General features: G+C 71.2%; 16 protein-coding genes, 1 pseudogene and 1 riboswitch. Of the genes and pseudogenes, 6 read left to right on the top strand and 11 right to left on the bottom strand.

Going from position 1 to position 17,714, the window contains the following annotated elements; genetic code table 11:
* The first annotated feature begins 161 nt into the window (after positions 1-161).
* Positions 162-524 (top strand): antibiotic biosynthesis monooxygenase, encoded by a 363-nt coding sequence (locus R9X44_RS04570; protein WP_319812796.1) that lies wholly within the window; start codon positions 162-164, stop codon positions 522-524.
* Positions 525-575: 51 nt separating this feature from the next.
* On the opposite strand, the gene R9X44_RS04565 is transcribed toward R9X44_RS04570, so the two are convergent.
* The 4 genes from R9X44_RS04565 to R9X44_RS04550 all read right to left on the bottom strand — a co-directional run bounded on the left by R9X44_RS04565 (position 576) and on the right by R9X44_RS04550 (position 5,035).
* Positions 576-854, bottom strand: coding sequence for a GNAT family N-acetyltransferase (locus R9X44_RS04565; protein ID WP_319812669.1), 279 nt, complete (start codon positions 852-854; stop codon positions 576-578).
* A gap of 19 nt (positions 855-873) precedes the next feature.
* The gene (gene cimA / locus R9X44_RS04560) at positions 874-2,448 is read right to left on the bottom strand and encodes a citramalate synthase (RefSeq protein WP_319812668.1); all 1,575 of its coding nucleotides are present in this window, start codon (positions 2,446-2,448) and stop codon (positions 874-876) included.
* A 241-nt stretch (positions 2,449-2,689) separates the two neighbouring features.
* The gene (locus tag R9X44_RS04555; protein WP_319812667.1) at positions 2,690-3,781 is read right to left on the bottom strand and encodes a branched-chain amino acid aminotransferase; all 1,092 of its coding nucleotides are present in this window, start codon (positions 3,779-3,781) and stop codon (positions 2,690-2,692) included.
* A gap of 204 nt (positions 3,782-3,985) precedes the next feature.
* Entirely contained in the window at positions 3,986-5,035 is a 1,050-nt protein-coding gene (locus R9X44_RS04550) for a 3-isopropylmalate dehydrogenase (RefSeq protein ID WP_319812666.1), read from the bottom strand.
* Between the two features lie 152 nt (positions 5,036-5,187).
* Positions 5,188-5,321: riboswitch (cobalamin riboswitch) on the top strand.
* A 29-nt stretch (positions 5,322-5,350) separates the two neighbouring features.
* On the opposite strand from R9X44_RS04550, the gene R9X44_RS04545 reads away from it, so the two are divergent.
* Together R9X44_RS04545 and R9X44_RS04540 are read left to right on the top strand one after the other, a co-directional pair.
* Complete coding sequence (locus R9X44_RS04545) at positions 5,351-5,545, top strand: CbtB domain-containing protein (protein WP_319812665.1); 195 nt, start codon at positions 5,351-5,353, stop codon at positions 5,543-5,545.
* A complete protein-coding gene (locus R9X44_RS04540; RefSeq protein ID WP_319812664.1) occupies positions 5,545-6,300 on the top strand; it encodes a CbtA family protein in 756 nt (251 codons plus the stop codon). Before R9X44_RS04545 ends, R9X44_RS04540 begins: the two co-directional genes overlap by 1 nt.
* 49 nt (positions 6,301-6,349) lie before the next feature.
* Here R9X44_RS04540 and R9X44_RS04535 read toward each other — a convergent pair whose 3' ends face one another.
* The 4 genes and pseudogenes from R9X44_RS04535 to R9X44_RS04525 form a co-directional block, all read right to left on the bottom strand.
* Positions 6,350-8,434, bottom strand: a complete 2,085-nt coding sequence (locus R9X44_RS04535; RefSeq protein ID WP_319812663.1) for a hypothetical protein — start codon at positions 8,432-8,434, stop codon at positions 6,350-6,352.
* 107 nt (positions 8,435-8,541) lie between these two features.
* Positions 8,542-8,586, bottom strand: a pseudogene (locus R9X44_RS35685) ((2Fe-2S)-binding protein); the annotation flags it as partial.
* 190 nt (positions 8,587-8,776) lie between these two features.
* Positions 8,777-10,366, bottom strand: coding sequence for a phosphoglycerate dehydrogenase (gene serA, locus R9X44_RS04530; protein WP_319812662.1), 1,590 nt, complete (start codon positions 10,364-10,366; stop codon positions 8,777-8,779).
* 90 nt (positions 10,367-10,456) lie between these two features.
* On the bottom strand, positions 10,457-11,206 hold the full coding sequence (locus R9X44_RS04525; RefSeq protein ID WP_319812661.1) for a hypothetical protein: 750 nt from the start codon (positions 11,204-11,206) through the stop codon (positions 10,457-10,459).
* Positions 11,207-11,361: 155 nt separating this feature from the next.
* Between R9X44_RS04525 and R9X44_RS04520 the strand changes: the two genes are divergently transcribed.
* The 3 genes from R9X44_RS04520 to R9X44_RS04510 are packed head-to-tail and all read left to right on the top strand — an operon-like array spanning position 11,362 to position 14,554.
* On the top strand, positions 11,362-11,865 hold the full coding sequence (locus R9X44_RS04520) for a PadR family transcriptional regulator (protein ID WP_319812660.1): 504 nt from the start codon (positions 11,362-11,364) through the stop codon (positions 11,863-11,865).
* 32 nt (positions 11,866-11,897) lie between these two features.
* Positions 11,898-12,575, top strand: coding sequence for an ABC transporter ATP-binding protein (locus R9X44_RS04515; RefSeq protein ID WP_319812659.1), 678 nt, complete (start codon positions 11,898-11,900; stop codon positions 12,573-12,575).
* Positions 12,572-14,554, top strand: a complete 1,983-nt coding sequence (locus R9X44_RS04510; protein ID WP_319812658.1) for an FtsX-like permease family protein — start codon at positions 12,572-12,574, stop codon at positions 14,552-14,554. Before R9X44_RS04515 ends, R9X44_RS04510 begins: the two co-directional genes overlap by 4 nt.
* Before the next feature lie 47 nt (positions 14,555-14,601).
* Here the strand turns inward: R9X44_RS04510 and R9X44_RS04505 are convergent, their stop codons facing one another.
* The 3 genes from R9X44_RS04505 to ilvC all read right to left on the bottom strand — a co-directional run bounded on the left by R9X44_RS04505 (position 14,602) and on the right by ilvC (position 17,685).
* Positions 14,602-15,477, bottom strand: a complete 876-nt coding sequence (locus R9X44_RS04505; protein WP_319812657.1) for a hypothetical protein — start codon at positions 15,475-15,477, stop codon at positions 14,602-14,604.
* 139 nt (positions 15,478-15,616) lie between these two features.
* Positions 15,617-16,561 (bottom strand): NADP-dependent oxidoreductase, encoded by a 945-nt coding sequence (locus R9X44_RS04500; RefSeq protein WP_319812656.1) that lies wholly within the window; start codon positions 16,559-16,561, stop codon positions 15,617-15,619.
* A gap of 140 nt (positions 16,562-16,701) precedes the next feature.
* Positions 16,702-17,685, bottom strand: coding sequence for a ketol-acid reductoisomerase (gene ilvC, locus R9X44_RS04495; protein WP_319812795.1), 984 nt, complete (start codon positions 17,683-17,685; stop codon positions 16,702-16,704).
* Between the last annotated feature and the right edge of the window lie 29 nt (positions 17,686-17,714).

The following is a 17,714-nucleotide window of genomic DNA, read 5'->3' as shown; positions in this document are numbered from 1 at the left end:
GTCCGCCCGACGCCCGTTCCGTCCGGTACGACCGGGTCCGGCCAGCGCCGAGCCCCGCACGCCACAGCGCGGGTGCGCCCCCGCGCGCGCCGCCGCCCCCAGTACCGTGGGTTTCCGTGCCCGGCTTGATCGGGGCCGGGCCCGACGAAGGAGACGATGACGTGTCGGTCGTGAAGATCAACGTGTTGACGGTGCCCGAGGGGATGGGCGCGGAGCTGGAGAAGCGGTTCGGGGCGCGCGCCGGGCTTGTTGAGGGTTCGGATGGTTTTGAGGGCTTCGAGCTGCTGCGTCCCACGGACGGCACGGACAAGTACCTCGTCTACACCCGCTGGCGCAGCGAGGAGGACTTCGAGAACTGGACGAAGAGCTCGGCGTTCGTCCAGGGCCACGCCAAGGCGGCGGCCGACGCGCAGGCGTCCGGCCAGGGCCACGGGCACGGACACGGCCACGGGCACGGCGGCCCGGCCTCGACGGCCGCTGAGCTATGGGGCTTCGAGGTCATCCAGAAGGTGGAGCCGAAGTAAGCGCGCGGGCCGGTGCGATCAGCGATCGCACCGGCCCGACGAGGCGGCCGGTCAGGCCCGGATGTCCTCGAAGTCCGGATGCCGGGACATGTACTCCTTCACGAACGGGCAGCGCGGGACGACCTTGAACCCCCGCGCCCGCGCGTCCTCGAGTTCGCCCCGCACGAGCCTGCTGCCGAGCCCCTGGCCCTCGTAGGCCATGTCGATCTCGGTGTGCAGGAACGTGATCACACCCTGCCGCAGCGTGTACGTGGAGAAGCCCGCGAGCTCCCCGTCGTCGGTGAAGACCTCGTACCTCTGTCGCTGCGGGTTGTCCGCTACCTTAGGCATGATCGGGTTTCTACCAAATTCAGGACGCGTCGTAACCCGCGCGGAGCAGGCAGTAGGTCACGGCCTCCTCCAGCGCCTCCCACGACGCCGCGATGATGTTCTCCCCGACGCCGACGGTCCCCCACTCGGCCTTGCCGTCGGAGGAGTCGATGAGGACCCGGGTGACGGCGTCGGTGCCGTGCGACCCCTCGAGGATCCGCACCCGGAAGTCGACGAGCTCGAGCGTCGCAAGCTCCGGGTACAGCCGCTCGAGCGCGACCCGCAGGGCCGTGTCGAGCGCGTTGACGGGCCCGTTGCCCTCGCCGGTCGACACGATCCGCTCGCCCTTGGCGTGCACCTTGACGGTCGCCTCGCTGACCTGCACCCCGTCCGGCCGCTGCTCCACGATCACGCGCCACGACTCGACCTTGAAGTACGACGTCTTCGCCCCGGCGAGCTCCTCGCGCAGCAGCAGCTCGAACGACGCGTCCGCGGCCTCGAAGGTGTACCCGCGCGACTCGAGGTCCTTCACCCGCGTGACGACCTCCGCGGCCTTCTCCCCCGAAAGGTCGTAGCCCAGCTCCTTGCCCTTCAGCTCGACCGAAGCCCGCCCCGACATCGAGGACACCAGCATCCGCATGTCGTTGCCGACCTTCGCCGGGTCGATGTGCTGGTACAGGTCGGGGTCGACCTTGACGGCCGAGGCGTGCAGCCCGGCCTTGTGCGCGAAAGCCGAGTACCCGACATACGGGGCCTGCGACCCGAGGGTCATATTGGTGACTTCCGAGACGGCGTGCGCGATCCGGGTCATGTCGGCGAGCTGGTCGGCGCTGACGAGGTCCATCCCGCGCTTCAGCTGGAGGTTGCCGACGACGGTGAAGAGGTTGGCGTTGCCCGACCGCTCCCCGTACCCGTTCGCGCAGCCCTGGACGTGGGTCGCGCCCGCCCGGACGGCGGCCAGGGAGTTGGCGACGGCGCAGCCGGAGTCGTCGTGGCAGTGGATGCCGACGCGCGCGCCGGACGACACGACGTCGTGGACCACGTCGGCGAGCTCGTCGGGGAGCATGCCGCCGTTGGTGTCGCACAGCGCGACGACGTCGGCCCCGGCCTCGGCGGCGGCGAGGACGGCCTCGAGGGCGTACGCGCGGTTGGCCTTGTAGCCGTCGAAGAAGTGCTCGGCGTCCACGAAGACCCGCTGGCCCTCGGCCCGCAGGTGCGCGACGGTGTCGCGGATCATCGCAAGGTTCTCCGCGAGGGTCGTGCGCAGCGCGAGTTCGACGTGCCTGTCGTGCGCCTTGGCCACCAGCGTGACGACCGGGGCGCGCGAGTCGCGCAGCGCGGCGACCTGCGGGTCGTCGGCGGCCTTCAGTCCGGCGCGGCGGGTCGCGCCGAACGCGGCGAGCTTGGCGTGCTTCAGGTCGAGTTCGGTGCGGGCGAGCCGGAAGAACTCGGTGTCCTTCGGGTTCGCGCCGGGCCAGCCGCCCTCGATGAAGCCCACGCCGAGCGCGTCGAGGTGCCGGGCGATCACCAGCTTGTCCTGCACACTCAGGTTCAGTCCCTCCTGCTGGGATCCGTCCCGCAGGGTGGTGTCGTAGACGTGGAAGCCGTCGCTCATCGGTGGGTGCCCCTCAGATCGCAAGGTCCGGCGAAACAAAAAGACCCCCCACGGGACGTGAGAGGTCTGCGCGCCGGCGATGTCCTTTTAGCCGACGCGCCGTCCGATAATGATCAGGCCGGAGCGCATAACGCTACGCAGTCTGCCACACGTGTTACGAGCCCGTCACACGGATCTCACATTACGAGACACACATCACAAGGGCCGGACGCGCGCGGCGTCCGGCCCTCTGGTGGTCAGCTCAGGCGAGCCGGCTGATCCACTTGTAGGGGTCGGGGCGGTTGCCGTACTGGATGCCGACGAGTTCTTCGCGGAGGCGGAGGGTGACGGGGCCGCCCTCGGTGGAGATGGTGAACTCGCCGTCCGCGCCCTTGACGCGGCCGACGGGGGTGATGACGGCGGCGGTGCCGCAGGCGAAGACCTCGGTGAGCGCGCCGGAGGCGACGTCGTCGCGCCACTGCTCGACGCTGATCGGCTCCTCCGACACCTTGATCCCGAGGTCGGGCGCGAGGCGAAGAAGAGAGTCCCTGGTGATCCCGGGAAGGATCGTGCCGGTGGCCGGCGGCGTGATCACCCGGGCGTCCGCGCCTGAGCCGTAAACGAAGAAGAGGTTCATGCCGCCCATCTCCTCCACCCAGCGGTGCTCGGCGGCGTCCAGCCAGACGACCTGGTCGCAGCCCTGCGCGACGGCCTCCTGCTGCGCGACGAACGCCGCGGCGTAGTTGCCGCCGCACTTGGCGAAGCCCGTGCCGCCGGGCGCGGCCCTGGTGTACTCGGTCGACAGCCACACCGACACCGGCTTGATCGCGCCGGAGAAGTACGCGGCCGACGGCGAGGCGATCACACAGAACAGGTACTTGCTCGACGGGTAGTTGACGCCCATGCCCGTCTCGGTCGCGATGATGAACGGCCGCAGGTACAGGCTGTGGCCCTCACGGGTCGGCACCCAGTCGCGGTCGGCGTCGACCAGCAGCCGCAGCGCCTCGACGAAGGTCTCCTCCGGCAGCTCCGGCATGGCCATGCGGCGGCACGAGACGTTGAAGCGCGCCGCGTTGGCCTCGGGCCGGAAGCTGACGATGGAGCCGTCGGGCTGGCGGTACGCCTTGAGGCCCTCGAACAGCTCCTGGGCGTAGTGGAAAACCTTGGTGGCCGGGTCCAGGGAGAGCGGACCGTACGGCCGGAGCTGGGCGTCGTGCCAGCCGCGTTCGGTGTCCCACTCGATGGTGATCATGTGTTCGGTGAACACCTGCCCGAACCCGGGCTCGGCAAGCACCGCCTCCCGCTCCTCGGGGGACCTGCGCTGCTCGGCGAGCTTGACGGTGAACTCGATCATGTCTGTCCAAACCTCTTCCGGGTCACCGGGGAACGACCTCCGGTGCACTCCATTGTGTGCTCTGTCTCACGTTCACGCGAGCGGGCCTCGGGGGACGCGGCGCACACACCCGGGAAAGCCGAGAACGGGCGCGCCGCGTCGGCGGCACGCCCGTCCTTGAGGCCCCTTGGGGGAAGATCCTTCGAGGAACCAGGTGGCTGCCGCCTACCCGGCTACTCGCTTGGCGATCGCGTCGCCGACCTGCTGGGTGCTGCGCGCGCCGGTCCGCTCGGTCAGGTCGTCGCCGACGGCCTTCTCGATCTTGCGCGCGGCCTCGGGCAGGCCGAGGTGCTCGAGGAGCATCGCGACGGACAGGATGGTGGCCGTGGGGTCGGCCTTGCCCTGGCCCGCGATGTCGGGGGCGCTGCCGTGGACCGGCTCGAACATCGACGGCGCGGTCCTGTCGGGGTTGACGTTGCCGGACGCCGCGAGGCCGATGCCGCCCGCGATGGCCGCGCCGATGTCGGTGATGATGTCGCCGAACAGGTTGTCGGTGACGATCACGTCGAACCGCGACGGGTTGTTCACGAAGAACATGGTCGCCGCGTCGACGTGCATGTAGTCGGTGGTGACCTCGGGGAACTCCGCGCCGACCTGCTTGAGGATCCGCTGGTACAGCTCGCCCGCGAAGGTCAGCACGTTGTCCTTGTGGACCAGCGTGAGCTTCTTGCGCGGCCGGCCCGCGGCGATCTGGAAGGCGTACCGCACGACGCGCTCGACGCCGAAGGCGGTGTTGACGCTCTCCTGGGTGGCGATCTCGTGCGGGGTGCCCTTGCGCAGCACGCCGCCGACGCCGGTGTACGGCCCCTCGGTGCCCTCGCGGACGACGATCATGTCGATGTCCTCGGGGGCGACGTCCGCCAGCGGGGTCTGCACACCGGGGAACAGCTTGACCGGGCGCAGGTTCACGTAGTGGTCGAGGGCGAAGCGCAGCTTCAGCAGCAGCCCGCGCTCCAGGGTGCCCGACGGGACCGTCGGGTCGCCGACCGCGCCGAGGAGGATGGCGTCCTGCCCGCGGATCTCCTCGAGGACCGAGTCCGGGAGGACCTCGCCGGTCCTGTGCCACCGGGCCGCGCCCAGGTCGTAGGCGGTCTGCTCGATCGCCAGGTCATACTGACCGGCGATCACGTCGAGGACCTTCAGGCCCTCGGCGACGACCTCGGGACCGATGCCGTCACCGGCGACGACTGCGAGTCGGATGTTGCGGGTTGCCATGGCGGCATTCTAGTGCATCCGTCTCAGTCATCGGTCATCCGTCTCACATTTCAGAACATGTCCGGCATCGCGCCGACGCAATGACCTGGGGAGTGGCCTGGGAAGTGGCCTGGAACGCTCCCCCGCCTGCTTGACGAACCGCCGCGCGGCAGAGGACCCTCCAAAGGACAAATACATACAGAGGCGACGGTGTGCAGGAACCCGGTGAGAGTCCGGGACGGTCCCGCCACTGTGATCCGGCCACGGCCGGAGAGTCAGGACACTGACCCGTCGTCCTCCCTGGTTCGGGGCGAGGCACCCCGAAAGGAGACCCCTATGAGCACCCCCGAGACGACGGCGGGAGCGGGCGCGCAGCCCGCGTCCGTCAGCGACGTCCGCAACTTCGTGTTCCTGGCCATCGCCGTCGTGCTGGCGTTCGCCACCCTCTACGCCCTTTTCTTCGCACCGCAGACCGTCCTGCACGAGCTCGCGCACGACGGTAGGCACCTCTTCGGCGCGCCCTGCCACTGATGGCCGCCGAACTCCTGCCCCGCCTGATCGGCCGGGGCGTCATCGCCGGTGCCCTCGCGGGCCTCATCTCGGGCGGTTTCGGCTTCTTCGTCGCCGAACCCGTCATGGACCGCGCCGTCGAGCTCGAAGGCGAGCGTTCGGCGGCCGAGGCCGCCGCGTCGGGCGTCCACGAGCACGCCGAGGAGGTGTTCACCCGCACCGAGCAGCACTTCGGACTCGTCCTGTCGTCGGTCGGGGCGGGCATCGCCCTGGGCATCCTGTTCGCCGCCGTCTACTGGGCGGTCTTCCGCCGCACGTCCGATGAGCGGCCCTGGCAGCGTTCCCTGACGCTCGCCGGAGCCGCGTTCGCGGGCTTCTGGCTGCTCCCGTTCGTCCGCTACCCGGCCAATCCTCCGGGCGTCGGCGACGAGGGCACGCTGGAGCAGCGGACCGTCACGTGGGCCGCCGCCATCGTCATCGGCCTCGCGGCGATGTTCGTCGCGTGGCGGGTGAACGCGGCGCTGCGGGTGAAGCCCGACCATCTCCGGCAGCTCGCGACCGGCGCGGTCGGCGTCGTCGGGCTCGCCGTGCTGTTCCTGCTCCCGGCCAACCCCGACGAGCTTCCGGTGCCGCCGGAGCTGCTGTGGGACTTCCGGATTCTGGCGGCCGCCTCAGCCGTCATCCTCTGGACGTCGCTCGGCGTGGTGTTCGGCCTGCTCGGACTGCGCGCGGCGGCTCCCGTCGCCGTCGCGCAGCCGGCGCACGCGGACGCCTAGTCCGCACGCGAGCGCCGGGCGGCACGCAGCCGCCCGGCGCTTCGTGCGTTCAGACCGGCGGTGACAGCAGCACCGCGAGCCGCTCGGGCCCCGAGACGCCAAGGCGCGCGCAGATCTCGGCGATCTGCTCGGCGACGGCCTTGGCCGGCATCGCCATCTGCTCGGCGATCTCCGGCTCGGTGCGGCCCGCCGCGACGAGTTCGGCCATCTCGTACTGGATGCGGCTGAGGTCGGGCACGGCGGCGGTGCGCAGCGCGGGCGTGCGGACCTGGTCCGAGCGCTGGGCGAGCACCCAGGCCCTGGTCCCGGCCGCGGCGGCCTGCTGCTTGTCCCAGTGCACCTCGGCGGCCTGCGCGGCGGCCTCGGCCGCGTGCAGCGCCATGCCGAGCTCCTCGAACTCGAACGACACGCCGATCAGGCCCGACCAGTCGCCCGCCGCCGACGCCTCGGCGTGCCGCGCGCACAGCGCGGCGAGGTCGCCCTCGGCGTCCTCGGCGAGGTGGGCGAGCCGGTCGGCGACGACGCCGGCCGCGCCGAGCCTGACGACGTCGTGCAGGGCCGTCAGCGCATAGGGCCGCAGCTCAAGGGCCTCGGCGGCGGCCGCTGCGTCGAGCAGGCCGTGGACTGCCGCGCCGGTCGCGCCCTGGGCGACGAGCAGCCAGGGGCGGGCGAGCGCGACGGGGAACCACAGCGCGCGCAGCGTCGGCAGGGCGCGGCGGTCGGCCTCGGCGAGCGCGTGCCGTGCCGTCGCGAGGTCGCCCGCGAGCGCGGCGGAGTGCGCGAGCTCGCCCAGGCAAGGACCGGCGAACAGCGACCTGCCGCGCTCGAGCATCCGCGCGCCGTCCCAGCCCTCGCGCAGCGCGGCGTGCACCTGGCCGCGCGCGCGGGCCACGCGGGCGCGGGTCGCGGCGCGCGCGACGGGATCGTCGGACGGGACGCCGTGCTCGGCGGCGGCGTCGAGGTCGCCGACGCTGATCCACACCCAGGACCGCGCGAACTCGAGCAGCGGCCCGGACTCGGGGGCGTGCTCGTGCCAGTGGTCGGCGTGGCGCAGCCCGGCGCGCACCTTGTCGAGCGCGGCCGTGGCCTGGCCGGTGAGCGCGGCGGTGACCGCCTCGACGGTGTCGATCCGCGCGCGGATCGCCGGGTCGGCGTCGCTGAGCTCGGCGGCGTCGTCGGCGAGGTCGAACGCCTCGCGGCTGCTCGCCCGGTGCACCGCGAACGCCGCGCGCTGCGCGAGCAGCCGCTGACGCGCGGCGGGCATCCCGACGGTCTCCAACGCGACGGACAGGACCCGGTCGGCGTCCTCGGCGCGGCCCAGCCCGTAGGCGAGGACGGCCGCGCGGGCGCAGGCGAGCACGGTGCGCGCCTTGTCCTCGGGGCGGCGCGGCGCGTCGGCGAGCATCAGCTCGGCCTCTTCCGGCGCGCCGAGCGAGGCGAGCAGCGACGCGCGCGCGATGGCCTCTTCAAGGGAGGCGGGCCCCTCGCCTGAGCGCGCGGGCACCTCCTTCCACTGGCCGCCGTCCAGGACGCCGGTGGCGCGTCCGGCGCGCAGCAGCTCGTGCAACAGCCGCAGGTCGCCGCCGGTCGCCTCGGCGAGGTACTCGCCGGTGGGCTCGTCCACCTCGGCGAGCCCGGCAAGGTCGGCCAGCGGGGCGAGCTCGACCTTGCCGAGCGCGAGCCCGGCCAGCGCCTCGGGCAGCTCACGGCCCGCGGCGACGAGCCTGACGCGTCCGGTGGCGACGAGTTCGGCGAGCAGCAGGCCCGAGTCGGCGTCGAGGTCGTGCACGTCGTCGGCGGCGACGGTGAAGGTGCCCTCGCCCGCGCGCGTCAGCAGCGCCTCGACCGCCCCCGCGACGTCCTTGACGGGCGTGCGTATCGGCAGGAGATGGGCGAACGCCCCGAACCGGACGGCGGGGGCCTGGCCCGCCCTGGCCTCGAGGACCGGCGTGTCCACCGTCGCGGCGAACTCGTGCAGCAGCCTCGACTTGCCGACGCCGCCCGGCCCGACGATGACGGCCCCCGCGAGCGACGGGTCGAGCACCGCCGTCCGCACCTCGGCCATGTCGGCGTCCCTGCCGCGCAGCGGCCACGCGGTGCCCACATCGGGAGCGAAGATTCCCCAGCGCGTCACGACAAGCCCTCAACTCTCGGTTGCGTCCCGGGCCACACCTCGACCTCGCGGTCACGGACCATCTGACGCCTGCCTTCTGCCGACGGTTCGCAGTTCACCAGTGTCTTTTACAGCGGGCAGTCGCCGCATTTCTCGCCGCCGGGCGGAACTCTCTAAAACAGGCGGCAGCCCTTACGCGGCCGTGAGGAAGTCAAGACAACCGCCAGAGGCGACGGTTCAAGCATCGCATCACGCGCCGCCGCGCCGCCCGACCGCTTCCGGACAGCCGCGGCCCCGCGACCAGCGGTAACGAAGAACGCCCGCCCGGACGAGCCGGGCGGGCGTGTCTTACGCGTCAGAGGGTCACTCGCCGAGCTCGACCCGGCGGACCAGGCCCGCGCCGATCTCCTCGGCGATGGACTCCAGCACGTTCTGGTCGATCGCGGAGTCGACGGTCAGCACGGTCAGCGCTTTGCCGCCCTTGGCGTCACGGCCGACCTGCATGCCCGCGATGTTGATGCCGCGGTCGCCGAGCAGCTTGCCGATGACGCCGATGACGCCCGGCTTGTCGATGTAGCCGAGGATCGCCATGTGCGGCGCGGGCGACAGCTCGACGTCGAAGCCGTTGATCTCGACGATCCGCTCCCAGTTGCGCGGACCGGACAGGGTGCCGGAGACCGAGACGACCTCGCCGTCGGCCATGGTGCCCTTGACGGTGATGACGTTGCGCCACGCCGGGGACTCCTCGCTGGTGACCAGCGAGACCTCCACGCCGCGCTCGGAGGCGACCAGCGGCGCGTTGACGAAGGTCACCGACTCCTCGACGACGTCGGAGAACACGCCCTTCAGCGCCGCCAGCTCGATCACCTTGACGTCGTGGGCGGTGATCTCGCCGCGCACGATCACGTCGAGCCGGACCGGGACGCCGGCGGCCAGCGCGGTGAACACGCGGCCCAGCTTCTCGGCGAGCGGCAGACCCGGCTTGACGTCCTCGGCGACCGCGCCGCCCTGCACGTTGACCGCGTCCGGCACGAACTCGCCCGACAGCGCGAGCTTGACCGACTTGGCGACCTGCGTGCCCGCCTTCTCCTGCGCCTCGTGGGTGGACGCGCCGAGGTGCGGGGTGACGACGATGTTGTCGTGCTTGAACAGCGGGCTCTCGGTCATCGGCTCGCTGGAGAACACGTCGAGACCGGCGCCGGCGACGCGGCCCTCGGTGAGGGCCAGGTCGAGCGCGGCCTCGTCCACGATCCCGCCGCGCGCGGCGTTGACGATCCGCACCTCCGGCTTGACCATGTGCAGCTCGCGGTCGCCGATGAGACCGAGGGTCTCCTTGGTCTTGGGCAGGTGGACGGTGATGAAGTCCGCCTGGGTGAGCAGCTCATCCAGCGAGACCAGCTTGACGCCCAGCTGCGCGGCGCGCGCGGCCTGGATGTAGGGGTCGTAGGCGATGACGTCCATGTCGAACCCGGCGAGGCGCTGGGCGACCAGGACGCCGATGCGGCCGAGGCCGAGCACGCCGACGGTCTTGCCCTGGAGCTCGACGCCGGTGTACTTGGAGCGCTTCCACTCGCCCTGCTTGAGCGCGGAGTGGCCCTGCGGGACGTTGCGGGCCGTGGCGAGCAGCAGCGCGATGGCGTGCTCGGCGGCGGTGACGATGTTGGAGGTGGGCGCGTTGACGACCATCACGCCCGCCTTGGTGGCGGCTTCGACGTCGACGTTGTCCAGCCCGACGCCGGCGCGGGCGACGACCCGCAGGCGCTTGGCGTGGTCGAAGACCTCCGCGTTGGCCTTGGTGGCCGAACGGATGATCAGGGCGTCGACGTCGGCGACGGCGGGCAGCAGAGCGGCGCGGTCGGCACCGTCCACGTAACGGACCTCGAAGTCGTTCTCCAGGACGGCGATACCGGCCGGAGACAGCTCTTCGGCTACGAGGACGACTGGCTTGCTCAACGTGGGAGTCCTTGAGGTGAGATCTTTGCAGGTGAAAGGCCGCCACGCCCTCGTGCCGCGCCCGTGGTCCACTCTATCCCCGCCGGGGCGTCAGGCCCGACGGGACCGCCCCAACTCCCAGAAACGGCGAGGTCGGGGCAGGGGCGTGGAGTCGATGCCGATCCACAGGCCGTCGGACAGGTCGAGGGTGACGCCGTCGCGCGGCTTGGGCGGCTTGAAGCCGTCGGCCTTGACTGTGCCGAAGGGGGCGGTGCGGCGCAGGCCGAGCACCGTCACCTCGACGTCGACGGTCCACAGGCCGGTTCCGGGAGGTTCCAGGACGTACTCGAACTCCTCCCCCGTCGTGGAGACGGCGTGCTCGACGCTCTCGTCGCCGTCGCGCAGGATGAGCTTGACGGCCTGGCCGCGCGCCTGCACCCGGGAGATCGCCGCCCGTCCGGCGATTTTGAGCCGTCCGCTCCGGTCCCACGACAGGCCGCTGATGACGTGTTCGACGCCGACCTCGTCGGTGATGTCGGCGTCCTGGCGGGGCACGCCGCGCAGGTAGGGGTAGACGGCGTACACCCTGCCGCCCACGACGACCGCGCCTTCCTTGCGTCCGGCGAGCTCGTCGGCGATGAGCCGTTCCAGCTCCTCGAACAGCTCGTTCTCGATGCAGAACGCGCGCAGCCGCTGGCCCTCCGGCAGCTCCTGCCTGACCTCGGCGGTGAGCAGGCCCCCGAGCATCCCCTTGGTGGCGGTCACCACCTGCCTGCGCACGGGCTGCTCCACCTCGAGGAAACGCTGGTCGTACACGCGAAGGATCTCGCGGGTGATGCTGAGGGTCGGTGTCGTCGTCACTGGTGAAGGGCTCCGCTTTGGGATGGATGGCGCTGCGGACAACCCTGAACGGTAGGCCCGGACGGCCTTTTCGCGCGACTCCGACACGGCCCGCGCCGATCTGGGCGGCCTCGCCCCCTTGTCGGATACATACTCGGTATGCATACTCAGTATGTATGTCGATCCGTCACGGCCTACTGGCGCTCCTCGCCCGAGGGCCCCGCTACGGCTACCAGTTGCGCGCCGAGTTCGAGGCGGCGACCGGCGGCGCGTGGCCGCTGAACATCGGGCAGGTCTACACCACCCTCGGCAGACTCGAACGCGACGGGCTCGTCGAGCACGCCGAGACCGACGCCGAAGGCCGCCAGTGCTACGCCGCCACCGAAGTCGGCCGCGCCGAGGCGTCCCGCTGGTTCACCGCCCCCATCACCCGGGCCGACCGGCCGCGCGACGAACTCGTCGTCAAGCTCGCGCTCGCGCTCGCCGGACCCGGCGTCGACGTGCGCGCCGTCGTCCAGGTGCAGCGCGCGGCGACGCTCGCGGCGATGCGCGACCTCACCCGGCGCAAACTCGGCGCGGCCGACCCCGCCCAGGCGCTCGTCATCGACGCGCAGATCTTCCAGGCGGAAGCCGAGATCCGGTGGCTCGACCACTGCGAACGCACCCTCGCCGCCCGCTGACTCCCCGAATCCCTCCAACCCGAGGAACGCCCATGAGTGTGCTCGACCTCCGCGACGTCCATCGCGACTTCGGAAGCGGAGCCTCCCTCGTCCACGCCCTGCGCGGTCTGTCCTTGACGGTCGAGGCCGGCGAGTTCGTCGCCGTCATGGGCGCGTCGGGCTCCGGCAAGACGACACTGCTCAACGTCGCGGGCGGGCTCGAGCGTCCGACGCGCGGCGAGGTGCTCGTCGCCGAACGGCTGCTCACCGGCGACCGCGTCCAGCTCGCCGCGCTGCGCCGCCGCACCGTCGGCTATGTCTTCCAGGACCTCAACCTCATCCCCGCGCTCAGCGCGCTGGAGAACGTCATGCTCCCGCGTGAGCTCGACGGCGTCCGCACCGCACAGGCCCGCACCGAGGCGTACGCCGCGCTCACCGAGGTCGGGCTCGGCGACGCCGCCGACCGCTTCCCCGACCAGCTGTCCGGCGGGCAGCGGCAGCGCGTCGCGATCGCCCGCGCGCTCGTCGGCGAACGCGCCCTCCTGCTCGCCGACGAACCAGCCGGCTCCCTCGACTCCACCACCGGCGAGGAGATCATGAAGGTCCTGCGCGCGCGCTGCGACGCCGGAGCCTCCTGCCTGATGGCCACGCACGAGTCACGGCACGCCGCCTACGCCGACCGCGTCGTCTTCCTGCACGACGGCGCGCTCACCGAGGAGCCCGCCCGATGAGCTCCCGCACCGCACTGCTGCGCATCGCCCTGCGCGACGCCCTCGCCGCCAAGGGCCGCAGCGCCCTCATCATCGCGATGATCGCCCTCCCGATCGCCGCGATCGTCGGGCTCCAGCACCTCTGGGGCGACGACGGCAACAGCCAGGGGTCCTTCCCCTTCGAGACCGGGACGCCGACGGCGACCGCCATCAGCGGGCTGCTCGTGACGATGATCGTGCTGGAGACCGTCCTGCTGGCCGGGCCCGCGTTCGCCGTCGGACTGCGGCGACAGCGGCTCCTGCTCGCCAGGATCTCCGCCGCGGGCGGCACCCCCGGACAGCTGCGCGCGGTCGTCCTCGGCGGCGGGCTCGTCCTCGGCGCGATCGCCGCGGTCACCGGCACCGTCCTCGGGTTCGGCCTCGCGCTCGGCCTGCGCGCCATCATCGAGCCGCAGCGCGCCACCCCTCTGCACCCGTGGACGTTCCGTCCCGGCGGCATCGTCTTCGTCGTCGTGCTCGCGCTGGTAAGCGCGCTTGCGGCCGCGTGGCTTCCGGCGCGGGACGCCGGGCGCACCGACCCGGCCGCCGTCCTCGCCGGACGGCGTGAGGAGCCGCGCGTCAGCCGGGGCGTGCCCGTCCTCGGGGCGCTGCTCATCGTCGGCGGGCTCGGGTTCATCTGGGCGACGCTGTGGGAGCTGCGCGAGCTCGGGCCCGCGCTCGGCACCGTCCCGCTGGTCCTCGGGTTCGTACTGCTGACGCCGATGGCCGTCGCCGTCTGCGCCCACTTCGCCGGACGGCTCCCGCTGCCGCTGCGGATCGCCGTCCGCGACGCCGGACGCAACCGCGCCCGCACCGCGCCCGCCGTCGCCGCCGTCATGGCGACCGTCGCGGCGTTCACCGCCCTGTCCATCGGCATGGCGAGCGACCTGGAACAGGAACGCCTCGAGTACGTCCCACGCACGGCCGAGGGCAACACGGTCATCGGCGGGTTCTCCGGGGCCGAGACCGAGGCCGTCGCCGCCGCCGCGAGCAGCGCCCTGCCCGGCGCGACAGTGCACCGCCTCGCCGGCCTTGACGAGTCCGTGCGCGCGCTATCCCCCGACTGTTCCTGCTCCTACTACGGACCGCAGAACCTGCCGTTCGGCACACGTCACCTGGTCGGCGGCCCCGAGACCGCGGCGCTCCTCCTCGGCGTCGACGATCCCACGGTCAACGCCGCGCTCACCCGGGGCGAGGCAGTCGTCTTCGACCGCACGATGCTCAAGGACGCCCGGGTCCGCTTCGCGTACCACTCCCCCGAGAGCTACCTCCCGGACGCCCCCGAGAACCCGCCCACCGCGACGCCGGGCGACACGGCCGAGCCGTCCGAGGCCCCGGTGTTCCCCGCGACGCTCTCGCCGCGCCCGGTCGGCCCCGAGCTGGTCAGCCTGCTGCCACCCGCGCTGGCCGACAGAACAGACCTCCCGACCCGCACCACCGCCCTGATCATCACCAAGCCGCTCACCGACGCCCAGGCCGACCGCCTCAAGAACGCGATCGCCCCCTTCGACGTCCGCCTGTACACCGAGACCGGCTACCACCGCGACGGCGACACCGTCGTCGCCCTCGCCCTCACCGGCACCGCCGCGTTCCTCGTCCTCCTGGCCACCCTCATCGCCACGGCCCTGGCCGCCGCGGACTCCCGTCCCGACATGACGACCCTCACCGTCCTCGGCGCCCGCCCCCGCACCCTCCGCCTCATCCGCGCCTCCCAAACCGCCTTCGTAGCCCTCCTGGGCTGCGCCCTCGGCCTCCTGGCCGGCCTCCCCCCCGGCATAGCCGTAACCCGCCCCCTAACCACCCCCACCGACTCCCCCTACCTAACAACCCCCCACGGCCCCCTAACCGAAATCCCCTGGCTCCCCCTAACCGCCCTCTGCCTGGCCCTCCCCCTCCTCACCTCCCTCCTCGCCGCCGCCTCCCCCCACCCCACCCCCAAACCCCCCCACCACCCCCTCTAACCCCAAGGGGCCTCCCCCCGGGAGGCCCCCCCTACGCCGCGAAAGCGTCAGCCGTCGAACACGTCGGCCGCCTTCTCGACCGTGAACGCACGGTCGAGCCAGCGGTCCAGCGTCTCCAGGTCCGCGCACGCGAGTATCCGCGCCCGCTCCTCCGCCGACACGCACACCCCACGCCGCTGAAGCGCCATCACGACGAACTCGGCCTGCTTCTCCGCCGCCCCCTCGGCTTTGCCCTCGGCCCTGAGCCGCTGAGCGAGACGGCTGGTGTACTGAAAGTCCTTGATGACCACAAGTTCCTCCACATGTTCTCGTCCACTTCCCCTCAGGGAAGCGGCGATGATTTCACTGTACTGGGCCGCGGTGTCGGGATCTATGGTCGCGAGCGCCGCGAAAACAGCGTCCAGAACCACGACCCCACCCGGTTCGTCCCCGAACGTGAGAGCGGAAAGGACCGCGAGCTCAATGTTCCCCGCGGCCTCGGCGACCGTGGTGATCCGGTCGATGTGCTCGGGGGTCACGACGAGCGGGTAGAGCACAAAGCCGGGATGGCCGACCTCGAACCCGGCGGCGCACCAGGTGCGCACGTTCTCGTCGGTGGTGAGCACCAGCAGGACGACGGGGCAACGCAGGTCGTGGAACAGCCGGACGACGTACATGGGCCACGCGAAGCGGCGTGATTCGTCCTTGCGCAACTGGACCTCGAAGCACACCGCGAACTCGGTCTTGCCGTCACCGCCCCGGAACAGGACGGTGCGGTCCCTGGTCAGTTCGAGTGGCTTTAGGACGTTGCAGTCTTCTGAGCCGAGGACCGGCACGCAGCCTTCCGGGGGTTTGATTCCCAGTCGTTCGCAGAAGTGCGCGGCGAGTGACGGGTTCTCCCTGATGAGGAGTGTCCGCGCCTCGTGTGGTGTGGAAACTGGCATGGGTGTGACGCTAGGGGAGGCTTCCGCGATCGTTCTAGGAAATCCGAATTTCCGGAATTCTTATTGTGTGGATTTGTTGTGAAAAGATAAGAATGTCGAGAAAGTGAGGCCCCTTTCCTTCAGGGAAAGGGGCCGGGGTTCAGAGGATTATTACGGTTTTGCCGTTGGAGTGGGTGGTGCGGAGGGTGGTGATGGTGGCGGGGGCGTCGTCAAGGCGGATTTCGTGGTCTATGTGGACTTTGAGGCGGCCGCCGTCGGCCAGTTCGGCCAGGAGGGCGAGGAGTTCGGGGGTTGCGCGGTTGTAGAGGTTCGCGCCTTGGATGTCGATCGCGGCGAGGGCGTCGGGGTCGGCCGCGCCGAGGGTGCTGATGTAGATGCCGCCGCGGCGGAGGACGGCCACGAGGGGGGTGTCGCCCCTGGTGTGGGTGACGAGGTCGATGACGACGTCGATGCCGCCCGGGTGGGACTCAAGGACGTCCTGGATGACCGAGTCGCGGGTGAAGTCGATGGTCTCCGTCGCGCCGAGCTCCAGCATGTAGTCCGACATGTCGGGATCGGCGGTGGCGATGACGTGCGCGCCCTTGTTCGCGGCGAGCTGGACGGCCGACTGCCCGACGCCGCCGGTCGCGCCGTTGATCAGCACGACGGTGCCCGGTTCGATCTTGGTCGTCTCGACGAGGTTGTAGGCGGTGCTGCTCGCCGTCGGGAGGGCGGCGGCCCAGGTGTAGGGCAGGCCCTCGGGGAACTTCGCGACGGGTCCGTGCTCATCGGCCACGGCGTAGTCCGCGTACGACCCAAGACCCTGCTGGACGCGCATGAACTGGCCGTAGACGGCGTCGCCGACCTTGAACCTGCTGACGCCCGCGCCGACCCGCTCGACCACGCCCGCGCCGTCCGAGCCCATGATCATCGGGAAGTGGTGGTCGACGGAGTCGCGCATGGCGCCGTCGGCGGCCTTCCAGTCGAACGGGTTGATCCCGGCGACCCTGAGCCGCACGAGGATCTCGCCGGGGCCCGCCTCGGGCGCGGGAAGCTCCATCAGCTCGGGCTCCGCCCCGAAGTCCCGCACGGCAACAGCACGCATCTCGTCTCCCCCCGAAGACCGGTTCGCCTACCGCACGAGACCTACCCACCCCCGCCCGTCCCGCACACCCGCGCACCCCGGAAAACGACGAACCGCCCGCCTCCCCGGAAAGGGGCGGCGGGCGGGCGCTGAGCCGAACGTCAGTCGTTCAGCCAGGAGAACATCGGGCGCAGCTTGGCGCCGGTGACCTCGATCGGGTGGGAGCCGAGCTCCTCGCGGTACTTCAGGTGGTTCGGCTGGCCGGCGTCGAACTCCGTCACCAGCTCCTTGACGAACTCGCCGGACTGGATCTCGGCGAGGATCTTCTTCATCTCCGCCTTGGTGTCGGCGGTGATGATGCGCGGGCCGCGGGTGTAGCCGCCGAACTCAGCGGTGTCGGACACCGACCAGTACATCTTCTGGATGCCGCCCTCGTAGATGAGGTCGACGATCAGCTTGAGCTCGTGCAGGCACTCGAAGTAGGCGACCTCGGGCTGGTAGCCGGCCTCGACCAGGACCTCGAAGCCGGTCTTGATCAGCTCGGCGGTGCCGCCGCACAGCACGGCCTGCTCGCCGAACAGGTCGGTCTCGGTCTCCTCGGTGAAGGTGGTCTTGATGCCGCCCGCGCGCAGACCGCCGATGCCCTTGGCGTACGACAGGGCCAGCGGCCAGGCGTTGCCGGACTCGTCCTTCTCCACCGCGACGATCACCGGGACGCCCCGGCCGTCCTCGAACTGGCGGCGGACCAGGTGGCCCGGGCCCTTGGGGGCGACCATGGCGACGTCCACGCCCGCCGGCGGCTCGATCAGGCCGAAGCGGATGTTCAGGCCGTGGCCGAAGAAGAGCGCGTCGCCCTCCGCCAGCTCGGGCTTGATGTCGTTCTCATAGATGCCGCGCTGCAGGTGGTCCGGCGCGAGGATCATGATCAGGTTCGCTTCGGCGGCCGCCTCGCGGGGCGTGAGCACGCGCAGGCCGTCGGCCTCGGCCTTGGCCCGGGACTTCGATCCCTCGGGCAGGCCGACCCGCACGTCGACGCCGGAGTCGCGCAGGGAGAGCGCGTGCGCGTGACCCTGGGAGCCGTAGCCGATCACCGCGACGCTCTTGCCCTGGATGATGCTCAGGTCAGCGTCGTTGTCGTAGAACATCTCAGCCATGGTGGGGCTGTTGCCTTTCT

The organism is Actinocorallia sp. A-T 12471 (assembly GCF_033875155.1).
GTDB lineage: Bacteria > Actinomycetota > Actinomycetes > Streptosporangiales > Streptosporangiaceae > Actinocorallia.
The sequence above is the reverse complement of the archived record's forward strand: the minus strand, read 5'-3'. Positions and strand labels throughout refer to the sequence as shown.